The sequence below is a fragment of the Burkholderia sp. AU33803 genome, from assembly GCF_002223095.1.
In the GTDB taxonomy this organism is placed as follows: Bacteria; Pseudomonadota; Gammaproteobacteria; order Burkholderiales; family Burkholderiaceae; genus Burkholderia.
The window spans coordinates 358,917-376,642 of record NZ_NKFJ01000006.1; the positions used below are offsets into that span (position 1 = coordinate 358,917).

The following is a 17,726-nucleotide window of genomic DNA, read 5'->3' on the forward strand; positions in this document are numbered from 1 at the left end:
TGTCTCGATGATGGACCATCCGTTGCGCGCCGCACTGGCCGCGGAATTGCATGCCCGGCCGTTCCTGCGGCTCGCCGAAGCCGTGTCGCTCACGCATTACGCGATCTACGCGGACGGCCAGCCGGACATCCACGAAACGCTGCTGCACGCGCTGTGCCGCGACACCGGCATCGCCGCGCCGCACGAAGGCGCGACGCACTACGCGGTGCAGTCGCCGAGCGGCTGGCACCTGAAGTGGGAACGCCACACCGAATTCTCGACCTTCACGTTCGTCGCGCCGCGTCGCGACACCGGCTATTTCGACGATCTCGCGATCGAAGGCATTCCGGCTGCGTGGTTCGCGCGGCTGGCCGGCATCCGTTTCGTCGCGGTGCGCATGGAGCTGCTGTCGGGCGACGCCGCGCGGCTCGTGTGCGGCGACCTGCGCCGCTGGATCGACGGGCCCGCGCTCGTCGGCAGCAACGTGCTCGGCGGCGGCAAGGTGTTCTGCGACTGGCACGTGCGCGACGACGGCTTCATGCGCTTTCTCGTGGTCGACGAGGATTTCCGCGAGGAGCAGGGCGGCCGGCTGCTGCAGCGCCTGTATGAAATCGAAACCTACCGGATGATGGCGCTGCTCGCGCTGCCCGTCGCGCGCCGGATGAGCCGCGAGCTCGACGAGATCCACGCGGCGCTGCACGCATTGATGCAGCGGATGGACGCGAGCGGCGCGGACGGCGACGACACGGCGCTGCTCGTCAAGCTCACGCATCTCGCGGTGCGGGTCGAATCGCTGTCGGGATCGGGCGCGCGTTTCAGCGCCTCGCGGGCGTACGAAAAGCTCGTGCTGGCACGCATCCACGAGCTGCGCGAGGAGCGCATCGAAGGGATGCCGACGATCGCCGAATTCATGGAGCGCCGCTTCGCGCCCGCGATGGAAACCTGCCGCAGCGTATGGGCGCGCCACGAGCAGATCGCCGCGCGGATCGCGCGGGCGGTCGACCTGCTGCGCACGCGCGTGAACCTTGCCCAGGAAAAGGACGTGACGCGCCTGCTGGCGGGCATGGAGCGTACCGCGCGCAATCAGCTGCATCTGCAGCATGCGGTCGAGGGGCTGTCGGTAGCAGCCATTTCGTACTACGTGCTGTCGCTCGCGACGGCGGCGTTCAAGGCACTGCATGTAATGAACCTGCCGGTCGATCCCGAGCTGGCGGAAGGCCTGCTGATCGCGCCGGTCGTGTTCGCGGTGATTCACATCACGCGGCGCACGCGCGCGCAGCTGGCGCGATCGGAGGCCGCGCATGACGGTGCGCCCGTGCATGCGGCGGCGTTGAAGCAGGCTGGTTAGAACATCTAAAACACAATCAATGAAAGGAATGGAGATGACTTTTTCGCAGACACAAGCAGGCTTTTACAGCGGTTTCGATGCCGCGTTTGATGAGCCGGCAATGGATGAGCCGGGTGCGTCGGACGAGCCGCGCGTCACGTCGTATCAAGCCGTGCTGCAGGAGCCGATGACGTGGCTCGTCGGAAACACGATCGATCGGCCGGACGTCGCGTCGGTGGCGATTCTCGGGTACAACTGACGGGGAATGTGCGCCGCCCGGCTGCGCAGGCAGCGGGCGGGCATGCCGGTTGATGCAGCGGGCGACGGATGTCGCTCAGTCGCCGGAGAGGTCGCCGATCGACGCGCCGTGAGGAATCTGGCCGGACGTGACCTGCTTGACGTATTCGTCCTGCGCGTCTTTGATGTTCTTTGAGATGTTGCCGAGGACTTTGTGCACGTAATCCTTGGCGGCGTCGGTCTGGCGCGCCATCCAGCCTTTTTCCTCGATTTCGCGAAGCGTCATGAACACGCCGTCGCCGAGTGCTACGTTATTAAGTCGCGTAATCGTGTTGTGCACGAAGTTGTCGAAGAACGCGATGACTTCCGGCGTCAGCTTCGGCGGGTGCACCCATGCGTTGGCCAAGGCCCGCACGGTCTTGTCCGAGATGTCGTCGACTGTTCGGCGTTCACCGAATGTGTACTGCGGGACCTTGGAGTTCGGGTCTTGGCTCTTGTAGTACCAGTCCCGGCCCTCGTAGTTCGGCAAGCCGCCTCCATGCGGGAATACCGCGTTGTAGACGTCGGCATCCACGGTGTTAATGAACAGATTGTTGCCGGTGCTTTCATGCGCCGTGCGGTCATGGACGTAACGTGCCCACGACACGAACAGCTTCTGGTGCTCGAGAAAATGCGTTTCGAGCGGGCCGTTAGATTTCGGCAGCATCGCCGTGTAGGCCGCGAAGAGATCATTTACGGTGAGATTCTTTCCGTTGACGTTAACGGTCTTCTGGAAATCAAACTCGCGAGCAACCCTGGGGTCGGTTTTTCGAAGTTTGTCGAGTGGCAGAAAGGGTACGCCGGCCGACCAGGCACGATCGAGCATATTCCGAGCGGATACGCGCGCCAGTTCGGCCGATTTGTGATCCTCTCCTTCACGAAATCCGCCTCCTACGTCCGCCTGACTGCCCGGATAGACGATCTCCAGGAGGTTTGCGTGGTCGGAAGATTTTCTGGGCGAATCCAGATTTTTGTAGAAGCGCAATTCTGTCGCCGCAACGTGATGGACGATCGACTTGAACTCCTTTTGGATATCGTATTCACCAAGCGTCTGCTTGGAAACGGCGAGAAACACACTCAGCCCCTTGATGGTGAGGCTGGCGCCTTTCCCTGCGGCCGGCACGACACCAAGAACGGGGGCGACTGCCTTTGTGAATATCGAGTCGGCGTAGGATGTCGAGACGCAATCAAACAGCCCCATGAAGTCGAATTCGACCGGTATCCCCTTGTATGCCGGCTTCCCGTCCTTTGCCTTGCATACCTTGCCGATCAATTCGTTTGCGAATTTCCGAGCAATGGTGCCGCCTCTGTCGTAACCGAAAACTGCAACACGAATGCGCTTGATTTCGCGCGGGTCGCTGGTAGCACGGTCGACATTGGCTTCAAAGTCGGCAATCGCCTGACTGACGCGAATGTCGAATCCGGTGCCCAGGTAGGCTGCCGAGAATTCGCTGTCACGGACTGCCGGCACCGAGTCGGCCACGGTCGAGATCCCGGCAGGAATCAGATCGACGCCGATCTTTTTGACTGTAAAGGATTCCTTGAGGGATTTTTTTATGGTGTCAGGGGCGTTGCTGATGGCATCGAGTATCGACGATTTCGCGTGTGAGAATATCGATTGATTGGCGCGATCAGAAATTAGGCGCTTGCCAATATCATCCCTGACCTTTTTGGCGGGATCATCTATGCCTTTGCCTTTGGCCTCCTTGAACAGTGCGGAGCCAGTATCGGTTACCGCCTTCTTGAGCGTGCCTACTGTCTGGTTGGGTAGTTCCCTCCCCATGCCTGCATAGTACGTTCGGTAGACGCCCGTTGAATTATCGCTTTCCATGTGGGCCTTATACAGGCGCGCGATATTCGAAGAATTCTCGTCATCGAGGCTCTGTCCGAAGCCGTCAAAAAAGAATGACTGGTAGATTTCCTGGTGGCAACGGAAGCAGGGGCTGGGAGGGTCAGCGGGAAGTTGCGTGCTGACGCTGGCTGCCCGCGTGGCGCGCGCCGCGCCGGCATTGGCGCTGGATTGTGCTGGCGCGGCGCCTTGTGCTGGGATCGTGTCGTTAGGCATACTTTTCTCCCGTTTTACTGCAGATTCGGATTGTGCGGATCAGTCGGAAGCTTGGCCCATCGCGCTTCAATCTTTTGTTGCGGCAAGAAGTAGAATTCGATATATCCGTCGTGCTTGTCGGGAAGCGGCGGAATAGCAATATCGGTCTCGAAGACGTCACTGGGCAGATTTTTTTTGTATTGCTCTTGCGTCAACTCGTACTCGAGTTTGATATGCCAAGTTTTTTTACCCCGAGGTACGTCCATGCAGCATACGGTTCCACCACCTCCACCGGGCTTGTTCGCACGAACGTTTCCTGCGCCAAATTCGTCGATCTTGACGCTATAGATGCTGCGATTGGTGAAGTTATAGCCAATGACGCGATACGGCCCGTAGCTTGCGGTCTGCGCATGTACCCACCACGCTCCGCCAAGCAGCACCACCGCGATGACGACCGGGTTGCGAATGAGGCGGCGAAGAAAATTCAGCATGTCGATGTTCCTGTCATTCAGTTCGCCGTGGACGACGCGTTGCTCGTTGTATTCGGGTTGCGCGGATCGGGCGGGTATTCGACCCATTTGGCTTCGATCTTGCGGTCGGGTAGGAAATGAAACTCGATGTAGCCGTCGTGCTTGTTCGGTAGCTTAGGGACGGCGACTTCTGTTTCGTAGATCTCCGGCGACAGGTTCCTGGCATCTTCTTCCGGCGTCAGGTCGTATGTGACCTTGAGGTGCCAGGCCTTCGTGCCGCGCGGCACTGCCATGCAACAGACCGTGCCGCCACGGCCGCCGAATTGACGGGCATGCACGCTACCTGCGCCAAAGCCGTCGACGACGAAGTTGTAGATGCCTCGGTCGGCGTAGTTGAAACGCACGACGCGATACGGACCGTAGCTCTCAAGCTGAGCCTGCACATTCCACGCGCTACCCATCATCAACATCCCGACCGCGACCGGCTTGCAAACCGCACGACGCATCCCGTTCAACATCCCCGTCTCCTGCCACTCAACCGGCTTCGGGCAGCACATTGGCCGCCGCCATCTCTTGTTGCCGCCCGGCTGCATACCCCGCCAGCGGATGCGCATCGAGCAACGCGGCCCACACGTCCGCGTCGACGTCCGCGAGTGTTGCCGACAGCGGCGGCGGATGTTCCCCGCGCGCGGCGATTTTCCCGGCGATCGCCGGATGCGCGTCGAATGCCGGATGCACGTTCATCCCGACCAGCACGAAATACGCGAGATCGTTCTCGTTCGCGAGCCCGTGCTGTGTCCGTGCCCGCGTGACGAGATCCTTCGCATAACGAATGCCCCATCGACTCGGCACCGCCGACATCGGCGGCAGGAATTCGTCATGCAACTGGAAATACAGCGTCTCCGCGAAACCCCCGCGCGCCAGCGCTTCATACTGTGCATCGGTGAACACGACCGGCGTCGCGGCGGCCGCAGGCAGCGGCCCTTGCTCCTCTCCGACCATGCTCTCCCACGGATCGAACCGGTAGCGCAGTTCGACGAACGTCGCCAGCAGTTCGCGCCGCTGCGGCGCTGTCAGGACCGGCAAAAGGTTCTCGAGAATCGACGGATCGTAGTAACGCAGCAGTGCCTGGCGCGTGTCGGGCAGCGTCGCTTCGGCGAGCGGATGCAGATAGGCAGCGAGGTCCGGCATCGCATGGCCCGTCGCGAGCCACACGACGAGATCCGAATCGCTGCCGGCATTCAGCAGGTCGAGCACCATCGCGCGCGATGCGTCGTCGTCCGCCGTCAGGTCGAGCAGGAACGGGCCGATCTCGGGCCGCGAAGACTCGAGCATCGTGGCCGGATACAGCGACTGCCAGGCGATCCCGCGCCAGCGGGCCGCATCGAGCATCGTGTCGTCCAGTGCGCCGTCGACGAGCGCCAGCAGGCGCAGCGGGCGCCCATCCGCGACCTGCCGCGTACGATGCCAGTCGCGCAGGTCGTCGTGCCGTTGCGCGGCGTTCGTGCGCGGCCATTGCGCCGGCAGCGGCAGTGCGCGCGTCAGGTCGTGAAACGGCTTCATCGAGGCGACAGGTGTCATGTGCGGGGCGTGAGGGCGGATTTCATCTTCGCCGCGCTGCGCCGGCATTCCGAGCACACGCCTTCGGGCAGCCGCGGCAGCGGGTAGTCGTTGCTGGCCGGCCCCGAGAAGCTGTGGTTGCCGCCCTTGAAATCCACCTTGCCGGGTGCGTGGATCTCGATGTTGCCGTTGCCGATGCGGATGTAGGCGCCACCGGACGTCAGCAGCAGCGGCTGCTTCGACGCGACGTCGATCTGCCCGGTGGCGGCGACGATCTTCACGGTATTCTGCGCGGTCAGCTCGATGTTGTCGTCGTGCGCACGAATCTCGACCTTGCCCTTGCCGGCGAACAGCTTGATCCCGGCATTCTGCGCAAACAGGCTGACCGACGAGATCACGCTCGCGACGAGCGATTTGCCGACCGCGAGATGGGTACTTTGTCCGCTCACGACGTTGACGTGCCGGTCGGCGACCATCTGCAGCGACTGCTGGCTCGCCATCCCGATGCCGGCCGGGCTGCCGAACAGCATCACGGGCTGCGCGAACGCGTTCGCGTTACCGGTGCCGCCGCCGCCCGTTCGCCCGCCCGACGCCGTGCCGGGCTGGCTTTGCTGGGTCGCGTCGGTGAACGTCTTGAGCGCATCGCGGCCCGGCTTCAGCGTGTCGGCCTGATGCGTCTCGCTCACGTCGGACAGCGATTCGAGCAGACTTTCGGCACCGACGAGCTGTTGCTGCGTTTCGCACACGTCGAGCGGCTGGCTCGACACGGTCTTGGGATGCGTCGTGACGTACAGGCCCTGGTTCGCGCGCACGGCGCCATACGCATCGGTCTTCAGGTCGAAGCCGCTGCCGACGTACGCGCCGCGTGTGTTGCCGGACTGCTCGATCAGATAACCGACATGCAGCAGGCTGTTTGCCACGCTGCTGTAGAGCTGCGCGCGGTTCTGCCCGGTCGCGTCGTCCATCACGAGCTGGTTGTAGCCACTGCCGCCGTATTCCTTCGAACGGAAGCCGGACAGCAGGCCGTCCGTGTGCCATTGCGGCTTGGTCGCGCCGTTATAGAGCCGGGCGGTGACGATGGGCCGGTCACAGTCGCCGGACATCCAGTTGATCACGACTTCCTCGCCGATGCGCGGAACATGCACGCTGCCGTACCCGCCGCCCGTGTCGGACGACGCGACGCGCAGCCAGCACGACGCGCGCTCGTCGCCTTCGTTCAGGCGATCCCAGTGGAACCGGACCTTGATCCGGTTCAGTTCGTCGGTATGAACCTCCTCGCCCTTCGGTCCCGCGACGGTGGCGGTTTGCAGATGCATCTCGGGCTTCGGATGCTCGAACGGACTGCGGAACGGCACCGTCTGGCGCTGCGCTTCGATTTCGACGAGATAGAAGCCTTCGCTGCCGTCGGCGTGATGCACCGTCATCGCGCCGGCCGTGTCGCCGAGCCGTGCCTTCATCGCGTCGAATTGCGCGGCCACGCCGTGCGGAAAATGGGACGGCGCGGCCGGAATGTTGTTCGTGATCCACCAGACGGTTTCGATGACGGCGAACCGGTTGCCGTCCTGTTCGGCCGGCGGATGGGCTGGATGGTCGGTCAGCTCGAACACCCGGCCCGCATCGATGCCGCGCATGCCGCCAATACCGTGGAACCGCTTCGCGCGCGATTCCCATTCTTCCATCCGGATGGTCGACTGGCGGTTGCCGTCGCCCTGAGCGCCGTATGTATAGGCGCCCGTGTACGTATAGACCTCGGTCTGGTTCGGCAGGTCGCCCTGATCCTGCCGGGTCGGAACGTCGGTGCCTTTGGGATTGAGCGCGGTACCGGGCGATTTGTAGTCGAACGTGCGCGTCGTGTAGTGGCTGCTCTGCAGCGTGCGCGAGCCCGACCACTGGACGAGCGCCTGGGTCTCGTTATCCGAGGCCGCGCGCTGGAACGGCACACGGGCCGGCGCGGCGGCGGGCAGCGCATGGAGCGAATCGGTGATCACCAGCGTATGGTGCGAACCGTCGTCGGCCTGCTCGAAGTAGCCGAACAGGCCTTCATCCTCGAGCAGTCGATGGACGAAATGCCAGTCGTCCTCGAATTGCAGGCAGAACGACCGGTTCCGCAGCGGCGTGGAGAGCGCGAACCGGAACATGCCGGAGGCTTGCGGATGCTGGTTGAACACGTCGGTCAGGATTTCGTCGGCGGTGCGGTCCTGCCAGATGCGCTGGTCGCGGCGGTACCGCAGGAACCCGAGCCACGACATGAAACGGATCTGGTAAGCGGTGATGCCGCCGTCGAAGCCGAGCCGGCGTGCGGTTTGCACGTAGCCGTGCCACGGCAGATAGGTGTCGCCTTGCTGTTCGATCCACAGCGTGACGGGCTGCGCGATCAGCTTCTTCAGTTCGACATCGTCGCGCGTCGAGACGGCATCGACCGTCAACATGAAATCGCGGCCCAACCGCGATACGCCGTGCACCGTCTGAGGCAGCAGGACATGCTGGCCGAGCGGCGTATCGAGCTTGAGCAGGCGAGCCTGCTGAAACAGGCCGCCACTGATGGCGCGAACCAGTTCTTGGGAATTCATCGCCGTGGCCCTCTCGAATCGGGAACGATGAGTAATGGTTACCGGATGACCGGTTTTGTCGTACAAATTCTCTCGATTCGCGATTTTACAGGATAAATCGCGGGATTTTGGCGTCGGCAGCCGGCTGGAAGCGGGGTCTGGCGCGTCAGGTGCAGCCGACGCGGACGCCCGTCAGCGTCCAGGCGTGCCCCTCGAAAGCCGGTTTCATCGCGAACGCGTGCCTTTCCCCGCCTGCTGCGCCAACGCCAGTTCGACGAACGCGCGCGCGGCCGCGCTCCGGTACGCCCCCTTGCGCTGCAGCAGCACGGCCGTGCGCCGCAGGACGGCCGGATCGAGCGCGACGGCAGCGAGATCGTCGTGCCCGGCCGCGATCGTCGCCGGCAGCAACGTCGCGAGATTCGTGCGGCGCACGATCTCGATCACCGCCCCCAGTGAATTTGCCTCCATCAACACGCGCGGCCGCACGTCGTGCTCGCGGAAATAGCGGTCGATCTGCACGCGTGTCGCGAACTCGGCCGTGAGCAGCACGAGCGGCGCATCGTGCAGCGCGCGCAGGCCGGCCTTGCGTTTCCCGGCGAGCGCATGCGCGCGGTTCACGACGAGCGCGAGCGTTTCGACCAGCAGCGTTTGCGCGTCGATATCCGCCGTCTGCACGTCCTCGAACGCGATGCCGACATCGAGCTCGTCGTCGGCGAGCAGCGCCTCGATGCGCTCCTGCGACATCTCGCGCACCGACAGCGACACATCCGGGTAGCGGCCGTGAAACGCCTCGACGAGCGGCCCGACGAGATAGCTCGTGAAAGTCGGCGTGACCGCGATCCTCAGCGAGCCGCGGCTCAGGTCCTGCACGTCGTGAATCGCGCGCCGACCTTCCGCGAGATCGTGCAGCGCCTGCCGCGCATAGCGGAAATACACGTCGCCGGCGTCGGTCAGCCGCGTCACGCGCCCGGTGCGGTCGAACAGCTGCGCGCCGAGCGTCTCCTCGAGCTGGCGGATCTGCTGGGACAGCGCGGGCTGCGACACATGCAACGCGGCGGCCGCGCGCGTGAAGCTGCGATGCTCGGCGACGGCGAGGAAGTAGTGGATATGGCGCAGCAGCATGGCGGTTCCTATAAGTCCTGCTTATCGGGGAGATCATAAATCAGTCTTTTACGTTATTGGAAGTCCGGCGTAACCTGCCCTTCATCGATTCCACCTGCACCGGAGAACACACGATGAAGGACATCATCGAAGGCTTCCTGAAGTTCCAGCGCGACGCCTATCCGGAACGCGCCGCGCTGTTCCGCGATCTCGCGCGCAGCCAGAACCCGCGAGCGCTGTTCATCTCGTGCTCGGACAGCCGGCTCGTGCCCGAACTCGTCACGCAGCGCGAACCGGGCGACCTGTTCGTGATCCGCAATGCCGGCAACATCGTGCCGTCGTACGGCCCCGAGCCGGGCGGCGTATCGGCATCGGTCGAATACGCGGTGGCCGCGCTGCGCGTGACCGACGTCGTGATCTGCGGCCATTCCGATTGCGGCGCGATGACCGCGATCGCCACCTGCCAGTGCATGGATCACATGCCGGCCGTCGGCCACTGGCTGCGCTACGCCGATTCGGCGCGCGTCGTGAACGAGGCGCGCACGCATCGCGGCGAACGCGAGCGGATCGACTCGATGGTGCGCGAGAACGTCGTCGCGCAACTCGCGAACCTGAAGACGCACCCTGCCGTGCGGCTCGCGCTCGAAGAAGGGCGCCTCGCGCTGCACGGCTGGGTCTACGACATCGAATCGGGCTGCATCGACGCCTACGACGGCGCGACCGGCCGGTTCGTCTCCCTGGCGGACCACCCCGAGGTCCGCGCCACGCCCGCGACGCTTGCCGTCGCGGCCTGAATCCGGATTGCTCCCACCCCACCACGAGGAATTGCCATGATCCAGTCCCAGCACAGCCAGACCGCCCGCCACGCGCTTGCCGAAACCATCGTGCTCGCGAAGGCGCGCAAGAACCTGTCGTTCGCGCAGCTCACCGAAGGCACGGGCCTGAGCGAAGCGTTCGTGACGGCCGCACTGCTCGGCCAGCACGCGCTGCCGGCGCAAGCCGCACGCAGCGTGGCCGACAAGCTCGGCCTCGACGACGACGCGGTGTTGCTGCTGCAGATGATCCCGCTGCGCGGCAGCATCGACGATCGCGTGCCGACCGACCCGACCATTTACCGGTTCTACGAAATGCTGCAGGTGTACGGCACGACGCTGAAGGCGCTGGTCCACGAGAAGTTCGGCGACGGCATCATCAGCGCGATCAATTTCCGGCTCGACGTGAAGAAGGTCGACGATCCCGAAGGCGGGTCGCGCGCGGTGATCACGCTCGACGGCAAGTACCTGCCGACCAAGCCGTTCTGACGCCGGCGCGGCGCCGCGGCAGCGGTGCCGCGTCGGTTCCCGCCCGACGTGCGTGGGCCGCCGGCCGGCGCACGTTCCCGCCATTCCGTTTCAACGAGGACGCAGCCATGGATTTTGTGAAACGCACGATCGATCTTGCGATGAAGAACGTGGAAGAGGGCGGCCGCCCGTTCGCGACGGTGATCGTCCGCGACGGCGAGATCGTCGCGGAAAGCCCGAACCTCGTCGCGCAGACCAGCGACCCGACCGCGCACGCCGAGATCCTCGCGGTGCGCGATGCATGCCGCAAGCTCGGCACCGAGCACCTGAGCGACTGCGAGATCTACATTCTCGCGAGCCCATGCCCGATGTGCCTCGGCTCGTTGTACTACTGCAGCCCCAAACGCGTGATCTACATCACGACGCGCGAGGACTACGCGCCGTTCTACCGCGACGATCGCAAGTATTTCGAGCTCGACACGTTCTACGCCGAATATGCGAAGCCGATCGACGAACGCCGGTTGCCGATGGTGCAGCAGAAGCACGGCGACGCGATCAACGTCTACCGGCGCTGGAAGGAACTGAACGCGAAGTGACGTGATTCGCGCGGCGCACCGGCCGCGCGCGGCAGCCGCCCGGCTGCTCGTTTTCCCCACCCTCCGTTTCACCCGGCGGCGTCCATGCCGCCGGGCGCCCGCGCTGCCGCACGGGGCCGGCTCGTGCCCCCGTTTTCCCGCCTCGCCAAACATCGATCCCGTTCAATGTCCGGAACCGAAATCCGCGATCCAAAAGCTTTTTGACGGGTTTAAAAATTCGCACTGGAGACGGCAGAAACGTGCGGAAAGCCCGATGAAAACCAATGAAATCTTCATGACAGCCAGCGCGACGCCCGCGGTCGGTCGCGACTGACAGCCGCCGATCGCCGTGCGTTCCGCCACCCCTGTTTCATTGCGCCATTCGTTGCGGACGAGGAATCGCTCGATCCCTCCCCGCCAGCACCGCGCGACCGGCCGGCCGGTCGCGTCTGACGCCTGAGATTCGCTTACCTGCCTAACACGGACCATCATGAAACGGGATTCATTCAGTACACCTGATGCGCTGCATCGCCCGGCGACGGACATGCTCAAGCCGAACGACGCCTTCGTGCGCATCGAAAACGTCGTGAAGAAATTCGGCGACAGCACCGCCGTCGACAACGTGAACCTGACGATCGCGAAGAACGAGCTGTTCGCGCTGCTCGGCAGCTCGGGCTGCGGCAAGTCGACGTTGCTGCGCATGCTCGCCGGGCTCGAGACGGCCACCTCCGGCAAGATCTTCGTCGACGGCGAGGACCTCGCGTCGCTGCCGCCGTACCGCCGCCCGGTGAACATGATGTTCCAGTCGTACGCGCTGTTCCCGCACATGACGGTCGAATCGAACGTCGCGTTCGGCCTGAAGCAGGAAGGCACGCCGAAGAACGAGATCAAGGAGCGCGTGGCCGACGCACTCGCGCTCGTGCAGATGAGCAAGTACGCGCAGCGCAAGCCGCATCAGCTCTCCGGCGGCCAGCAGCAGCGCGTCGCGCTCGCGCGCTCGCTGGTCAAGCGCCCGAAGCTGCTGTTGCTTGACGAGCCGATGTCCGCGCTCGACAAGAAGATCCGCCAGAAGACCCAGCTCGAACTCGTGAACATCATCGAGAAGGTCGACGTGACCTGCGTGATGGTCACGCACGACCAGGAAGAGGCGATGACGATGGCCAGCCGCCTCGCGGTGATGAGCGAAGGCAAGATCGTGCAGATCGGCGCGCCGGGCGAGGTGTACGAATTCCCGAACAGCCGCTTCTCGGCCGAATTCATCGGCTCGACCAACCTGTTCGAAGGGCGCGTGGTCGAAGACGAACCCGATCACATCTTCGTCGAGAGCGACGACCTCGAAGCCCGCATGTACGTGAGCCACGGCATCACGGGCCCGCTCGGGATGCCGGTCGGCATCTCGGTGCGCCCCGAACGCATCCACGTGTCGCGCGAGAAACCCGGCTCGAAACACAACTGGGCGCGCGGCGTGGTGACCGACATCGCATACATGGGCAGCTACTCGCTGTACCACGTGCGCCTGCCGAGCGGCAAGACGGTCGTGTCGAACCTGTCGAGCTCGCACCTGATGAACGACAACGCACCGGCGTGGAACGATGACGTGTTCGTGTCGTGGTCGCCCGCCAGCGGCGTCGTGCTGACGCAGTGAGGACGCCACGATGAGAACCTCCGCCTCCAATCCGTCCGCACCGGTGCCGACCGGCGCCGCGAGCGCCGGCACCGGCCGCGCCCGCCCGGGCCGCCTTGCCGCGCTGTCGCGCTTCCTGCCGTCGGGCCGCAGCGTCGCGATCGGCGTGCCGTTCGTGTGGCTGGCCGTGTTCTTCGCGCTGCCGTTCGTGCTGGTGCTGAAGATCAGCTTCGCCGACCAGGTGATGGGCATCCCGCCGTACACGTCGCTCGTCGAGTTCAAGGACGGCGTCGTGCACTTCGCGCTGCAGCTGTCGCACTACGCGTTCCTGCTGCAGGACGACCTGTATATCGCGACCTACCTCAGCTCGCTGAAGATGGCTGCCGTGTCGACGGTGCTGTGCCTGCTGATCGGGTACCCGATGGCGTACTACATCGCCCGCTCGGAGCCGAACCGCCGCAACGTGCTGATGATGGCCGTGATGCTGCCGTTCTGGACGTCGTTCCTGATCCGCGTGTACGCATGGATCGGCATCCTGAAGGACGACGGCCTGCTGAACCACACGCTGATCGCGCTCGGCATCATCCACACGCCGCTGCGCCTCTACCACAGCGACGCGGGCGTCTACATCGGGATGGTCTATTCGTACCTGCCGTTCATGGTGATGCCGCTGTACGCGCACCTGGTGAAGATGGACCTCACGCTGCTCGAAGCCGCGTACGACCTCGGCGCGAAACCGTGGGTCGCGTTCACGCGCATCACGCTGCCGCTGTCGAAGAACGGGATCATCGCCGGCAGCCTGCTGGTGTTCATCCCGGCAGTCGGCGAGTACGTGATTCCGGAGCTGCTCGGCGGCGCCGACACGCTGATGATCGGCCGGGTGATGTGGGATGAATTCTTCAACAACATGGACTGGCCGATGGCGTCCGCGGTGACGGTCGCGATGGTGATGCTGCTGCTGGTGCCGATGGCGCTGTTCCAGTACTACCAGGTCAAGGAACTGGAGGACGCGAAATGATCAAGCCGAGCAAACCGCTGTCGACGGGCGTCCTCGCCTTCGGCTTCCTGTTCCTGTACATCCCGATCATCAGCCTGGTCGTGTACTCGTTCAACGAGTCGAAGCTGGTGACGGTGTGGTCGGGCTTCTCGCTGAAGTGGTACTCCGCGCTGCTGGACGACGACGAGCTGCTGACCGCCGCGTGGCTGTCGCTGAAGATCGGCCTCTTGACGGCCACCGCGTCGGTCGTGATCGGCACGTGGGCGGGCTTCGTGCTCGCGCGCTTCGGCCGCTTCAAGGGCTTCACGCTGTACACGGGGATGATCAATGCGCCGCTGGTGATCCCGGAAGTGATCCAGGGCATCTCGCTGCTGTTGCTGTTCGTTGCGCTGGAGCAGATGTTCGGCTGGCCGAAGGGGCGCGGGATGGTGACGATCTGGATCGGCCACGTGATGCTGTGCGTGTCGTACGTGGCGATCATCGTGCAGTCGCGCGTGAAGGAGATGAACAAGTCGCTGGAAGAGGCCGCGCTGGATCTCGGTGCGACGCCGCTGAAGGTGTTCTTCGTGGTGACGCTGCCGCTGATCTCGCAGGCGCTGCTGTCGGGGTGGCTGCTGTCGTTCACGCTGTCGATCGACGACCTGGTGCTGTCGGCGTTCCTGTCGGGCCCGGGCTCGACGACGCTGCCGCTGGTGGTGTTCTCGCGCGTGCGGCTGGGGCTGAACCCGGAGATGAACGCGCTGGCGACGCTGTTCATCACGGCGGTGACGATCGGCGTGATCGTCGTGAACCGGATGATGATCGCGCGCGAACGGCGTCGCATCGCCGACATGAAGGCGGCGTTCGCGGTGGCGTGAGCGCGGGCATCGGGCACGGGCATGAACGCGGCCGGCCACGTGATGCGTGACGACGGGTGACGAGGGCGGCGGGTGAGCCGGCACGGCATGCCCGCTGCCGCGCTGTAGTCGTACGATTCCCGCCCGGGGCGTTGCATGCCCGGCGGTGTCTCTCTTCGACCGAACCTGCCCCATGACAATGCAACCCGACGTTTCCATCCGTCTCACCGACACCGAGCAGCCGGCCGCACACGACTTCATCAGCCGCAAGCTCGGCGAATTCAATCACGCGATGACGGGGCGCGCCGACGCGGCCACGCTCGACGTGTATGTGAGCGATCCCGCGACCGGCGAGATCATCGGCGGCCTGACCGGGCGCACGTCGCTCGGCCTCTTCTTCATCGACCTGTTCTACCTGCCCGAATCGCTGCGCGGCAGCGGGTTCGGCAGCCGGCTGCTGCGCGAGGCCGAGGCGGAAGCGAAACGACGCGGCTGCGCGCGTGCGGTGCTCTACACGATCTCGTTCCAGGCACCGGATTTCTACCGGAAGCAGGGCTACGAAGCGTTCGGCGAAGTGCCGTGCGAGCCGGAAGGGACGTCGCGCGTGTTCATCGCGAAGGTGCTTTGAGCCGGTTCGGCCGGCTCGCGTCGCGCGGCAAGCACGCTGGCGTGGCGCGAATGCCGGCAACCGGGCGCGGGCGGCGTCGCTGAATACACGCACCGCGCCCGCCGGCTTCACCCCTGCGAACCGCCACGGGGTGCATGCGACGCAGGTCAGCAATGCTCCAGCGCGTACGACAGGTCGGCGATCAGGTCGTCCGGGTGTTCGAGCCCGACCGACACGCGAATCAACCCTTCCGACACGCCCGCTGCCGCCCGCGCGTCGGCCGGCACGCCCGAATGCGTGGTCGACGCCGGATGGCAGATCAGCGACTCCGTGCCGCCGAGACTGACCGCCGACTTGAAGAGCGTCAGGTGGTTGATGAACCGGAACGCCTGCTCGCGGCCGCCGTCGAGGATAAACGCGAACGTCGAGCCCGGCCCGCTGCACTGGCGCTGATAGACGGCCTGATACGCCGGATCGTCGATGAGCTCAGGGTGCAGCACGCGCACCGGCCGATACGGATTGTCGGCGAGCCAGCGGGCGACGGCGCTGCCGCTGCGGGCGGCCTGCTGCATGCGCAGCACGAGCGTTTCCATCGAGCGCGTGATCATCCACGACGAATGCGGGTCGAGCTGCGAGCCGAGCGTGCTGCGGACCGAGCGGATCTTCGTGATCAGCGCGCGGCTGCCCGTGACGCCGCCGGCGACGAGATCGCTATGCCCGCCGATGTATTTCGTCAACGAGTACACGCTCAGGTCGATGCCCTGTCGCGACGGCTTCTGGTACAGCGGCCCGAGCAGCGTGTTGTCGCAGACCGACAGCGGGCGATAGCCGTGGCGCGCCTCGAACGCGTCGATCTCGCTGCGCAGCCCGTCGAGGTCGAACAGCGCGTTGGTCGGGTTCGCGGGCATCTCGATGTAGCACATTCGCACGTTGCCCTTTTGCGCGGCCGCTTCGAGCGCGGCGCGGATTGCGTCGGTGGACAGCCCGTCGGCGATCACTTCGGAGCGGATGCCCCACTCGGGCAGGAACTTCGAGATCAGTGTTTCGGTGCCGCCGTAAAGCGGCACGGACTGGACGACGCAGTCGCCCGGCCGCAGGAAGGTCAGCAGGATCGCGGCGATGGCCGACATGCCGCTCGACGTCACGACGGCGGCTTCGGAATCGTCGAGCAGGGCGAGGCGATCCTCGACGATCTCCAGGTTCGGGTGATTGAAGCGGCTGTAGACGAGGCCCGCGCCTTCGCCTTCCGGTGAAGGCTTGCGCCCGGCCACGACGTCGAAGAATTCGGCGCCGTCCTCGGCCGTGCGGAACGCGAACGTCGACGTGAGGAACACGGGCGGCTTCACCGATCCTTCCGACAGGAACGGATCGTAGCCGTACGACATCATCTGGGTTTCGGGATGAAGCTCCCGGTCTGCAATCTTGCGCTTGTGATAGTTGCGGTAGGCCATGCAGTGCTCCTTGCAAGGGTGGTGAGGAACGGCCGTTGCAGCGGTGGCATGACGCGCGCGGCGCCGGGTAGGCACCGGCCGTTGCGACCGCGTGTGGCGATACTACCCCGAAGGCGCTGCTTCGTGATGCACCCCTGACACAGTCGTCAGGGTGTCGCCTGTTCGACGATCATGTCGTACAGCGCACGCGCGGCCGGCGACAATTGCGCGCTCTTGCGGGTGACGAGCACGAGCGTGCGCGACACCGCCGGCTCGACGAGCTCGATCGTGCGGATCATCGGATACGCGTTCTTCTGGATCGCGAGCTTCGGCACCACGGCCGCGCCGAGCCCTTCCGCGACGAGCCCGAGCGCCGTCGAGCTGCGCTGCACTTCGTAGAACGAATGCAGCGATACGCCGCTCGTCTTCAGCGCGCCGTCGAGCAGCCCGCGATTGCCGCTCACTTCACCGGCGAAGATCAGCGGATGCGGCTGCAGTGCGGCCCAGCGAATGCGCCGCCGCTTCGCGAGCGGATGATCGTCGCGGCACACCAGCACGTACGGATCGCTCGTCAGCGGCACGTTGACCAGTTCGGGATGCTGATCGCCCGCGATGCCGATGCCGAACTCGGCCTCGCGATGCAGCACGGCCTGCAGTACCGACGCCGATGCATGATCGAGAATCTTCACGCGATCGTGCGGCCGGTGCGCGGAGAAGGCGCGCAGGATACGCGGCAGGTATTGCACGCCGACCGTCGGCACGCACGCGATCGTCACGTCGCCGCGCTGGCTCAGGCCGGTCTCGCGAATTTCGGTGAGTGCATCGGACAGTTCGTTCAGCAACCGGCGCGCTTGCGGCAGGAAACGCCGGCCGATTTCGGTGAGCGTGGTGCGGCGCGTGGTGCGCTCGACGAGCGCGACGCCGAGGAAGGTTTCGAGCTTGCGCAGCCGCTGCGTGATGGCTGTCTGCGTGACGTGCAGCGTGTCGGCCGCCTGCCGGAAGCTGCCGCCGTCCGCGATGGCGACGAAGGCCTGGACACCGAGCGTATCGATCTTCATCAGAAATTTGAAT

The 17,726-nt window shown here is 64.7% G+C and carries 18 protein-coding genes; 9 read left to right on the top strand and 9 right to left on the bottom strand.

Annotated elements, in window-relative coordinates:
* Positions 1-7: 7 nt before the first annotated feature.
* Positions 8-1,327 carry a DUF3422 family protein gene (locus CFB41_RS18845; protein WP_089457473.1) on the top strand — a complete coding sequence of 440 codons (1,320 nt, stop codon included), beginning with the start codon at positions 8-10 and terminating at the stop codon, positions 1,325-1,327.
* Positions 1,328-1,361: 34 nt separating this feature from the next.
* Positions 1,362-1,565: a hypothetical protein gene (locus tag CFB41_RS18850; protein ID WP_089458916.1), complete on the top strand. Its 204-nt coding sequence runs from the start codon at positions 1,362-1,364 to the stop codon at positions 1,563-1,565.
* A 75-nt stretch (positions 1,566-1,640) separates the two neighbouring features.
* Here the strand turns inward: CFB41_RS18850 and CFB41_RS18855 are convergent, their stop codons facing one another.
* The 6 genes from CFB41_RS18855 to cynR form a co-directional block, all read right to left on the bottom strand.
* A complete protein-coding gene (locus tag CFB41_RS18855) occupies positions 1,641-3,647 on the bottom strand; it encodes a phospholipase effector Tle1 domain-containing protein (RefSeq protein ID WP_089457474.1) in 2,007 nt (668 codons plus the stop codon).
* A gap of 14 nt (positions 3,648-3,661) precedes the next feature.
* Positions 3,662-4,117, bottom strand: a complete 456-nt coding sequence (locus CFB41_RS18860; protein WP_089457475.1) for a DUF3304 domain-containing protein — start codon at positions 4,115-4,117, stop codon at positions 3,662-3,664.
* Between the two features lie 17 nt (positions 4,118-4,134).
* Positions 4,135-4,614 (bottom strand): DUF3304 domain-containing protein, encoded by a 480-nt coding sequence (locus CFB41_RS18865; RefSeq protein WP_089457476.1) that lies wholly within the window; start codon positions 4,612-4,614, stop codon positions 4,135-4,137.
* 16 nt (positions 4,615-4,630) lie between these two features.
* Positions 4,631-5,677, bottom strand: a complete 1,047-nt coding sequence (locus CFB41_RS18870) for a DUF4123 domain-containing protein (RefSeq protein ID WP_089457477.1) — start codon at positions 5,675-5,677, stop codon at positions 4,631-4,633.
* Positions 5,674-8,226: a type VI secretion system Vgr family protein gene (locus tag CFB41_RS18875; protein ID WP_089457478.1), complete on the bottom strand. Its 2,553-nt coding sequence runs from the start codon at positions 8,224-8,226 to the stop codon at positions 5,674-5,676. The genes CFB41_RS18870 and CFB41_RS18875 overlap by 4 nt, the downstream gene beginning before the upstream one ends.
* Before the next feature lie 204 nt (positions 8,227-8,430).
* Positions 8,431-9,327: a transcriptional regulator CynR gene (gene cynR, locus CFB41_RS18880; RefSeq protein WP_089457479.1), complete on the bottom strand. Its 897-nt coding sequence runs from the start codon at positions 9,325-9,327 to the stop codon at positions 8,431-8,433.
* A gap of 113 nt (positions 9,328-9,440) precedes the next feature.
* On the opposite strand from cynR, the gene CFB41_RS18885 reads away from it, so the two are divergent.
* The 3 genes from CFB41_RS18885 to CFB41_RS18895 all read left to right on the top strand — a co-directional run bounded on the left by CFB41_RS18885 (position 9,441) and on the right by CFB41_RS18895 (position 11,182).
* The gene (locus CFB41_RS18885) at positions 9,441-10,100 is read left to right on the top strand and encodes a carbonic anhydrase (RefSeq protein ID WP_089457480.1); all 660 of its coding nucleotides are present in this window, start codon (positions 9,441-9,443) and stop codon (positions 10,098-10,100) included.
* 36 nt (positions 10,101-10,136) lie between these two features.
* The gene (gene cynS / locus CFB41_RS18890) at positions 10,137-10,607 is read left to right on the top strand and encodes a cyanase (protein WP_089428464.1); all 471 of its coding nucleotides are present in this window, start codon (positions 10,137-10,139) and stop codon (positions 10,605-10,607) included.
* Positions 10,608-10,714: 107 nt separating this feature from the next.
* Positions 10,715-11,182, top strand: a complete 468-nt coding sequence (locus tag CFB41_RS18895; RefSeq protein ID WP_089443473.1) for a nucleoside deaminase — start codon at positions 10,715-10,717, stop codon at positions 11,180-11,182.
* A gap of 162 nt (positions 11,183-11,344) precedes the next feature.
* Here CFB41_RS18895 and CFB41_RS37600 read toward each other — a convergent pair whose 3' ends face one another.
* Positions 11,345-11,713, bottom strand: coding sequence for a hypothetical protein (locus CFB41_RS37600; protein WP_179250074.1), 369 nt, complete (start codon positions 11,711-11,713; stop codon positions 11,345-11,347).
* Here CFB41_RS37600 and CFB41_RS18900 point away from each other — a divergent pair.
* The 4 genes from CFB41_RS18900 (at position 11,706) to CFB41_RS18915 (ending at position 15,246) form a co-directional block, all read left to right on the top strand.
* A complete protein-coding gene (locus CFB41_RS18900) occupies positions 11,706-12,806 on the top strand; it encodes an ABC transporter ATP-binding protein (RefSeq protein WP_242808629.1) in 1,101 nt (366 codons plus the stop codon). The two genes, CFB41_RS37600 and CFB41_RS18900, sit on opposite strands and share 8 nt — an antisense overlap.
* Before the next feature lie 10 nt (positions 12,807-12,816).
* Positions 12,817-13,803 (top strand): ABC transporter permease subunit, encoded by a 987-nt coding sequence (locus tag CFB41_RS18905; RefSeq protein ID WP_089457056.1) that lies wholly within the window; start codon positions 12,817-12,819, stop codon positions 13,801-13,803.
* Positions 13,800-14,639: an ABC transporter permease subunit gene (locus CFB41_RS18910; RefSeq protein ID WP_011353448.1), complete on the top strand. Its 840-nt coding sequence runs from the start codon at positions 13,800-13,802 to the stop codon at positions 14,637-14,639. Before CFB41_RS18905 ends, CFB41_RS18910 begins: the two co-directional genes overlap by 4 nt.
* 172 nt (positions 14,640-14,811) lie before the next feature.
* Positions 14,812-15,246, top strand: a complete 435-nt coding sequence (locus CFB41_RS18915; protein WP_089457482.1) for a GNAT family N-acetyltransferase — start codon at positions 14,812-14,814, stop codon at positions 15,244-15,246.
* Positions 15,247-15,392: 146 nt separating this feature from the next.
* Here the strand turns inward: CFB41_RS18915 and CFB41_RS18920 are convergent, their stop codons facing one another.
* Together CFB41_RS18920 and CFB41_RS18925 are read right to left on the bottom strand one after the other, a co-directional pair.
* Positions 15,393-16,676, bottom strand: coding sequence for a cystathionine gamma-synthase family protein (locus CFB41_RS18920; protein WP_089457483.1), 1,284 nt, complete (start codon positions 16,674-16,676; stop codon positions 15,393-15,395).
* Positions 16,677-16,822: 146 nt separating this feature from the next.
* A complete protein-coding gene (locus CFB41_RS18925; RefSeq protein WP_089457484.1) occupies positions 16,823-17,713 on the bottom strand; it encodes a LysR family transcriptional regulator in 891 nt (296 codons plus the stop codon).
* Positions 17,714-17,726: the final 13 nt, after the last annotated feature.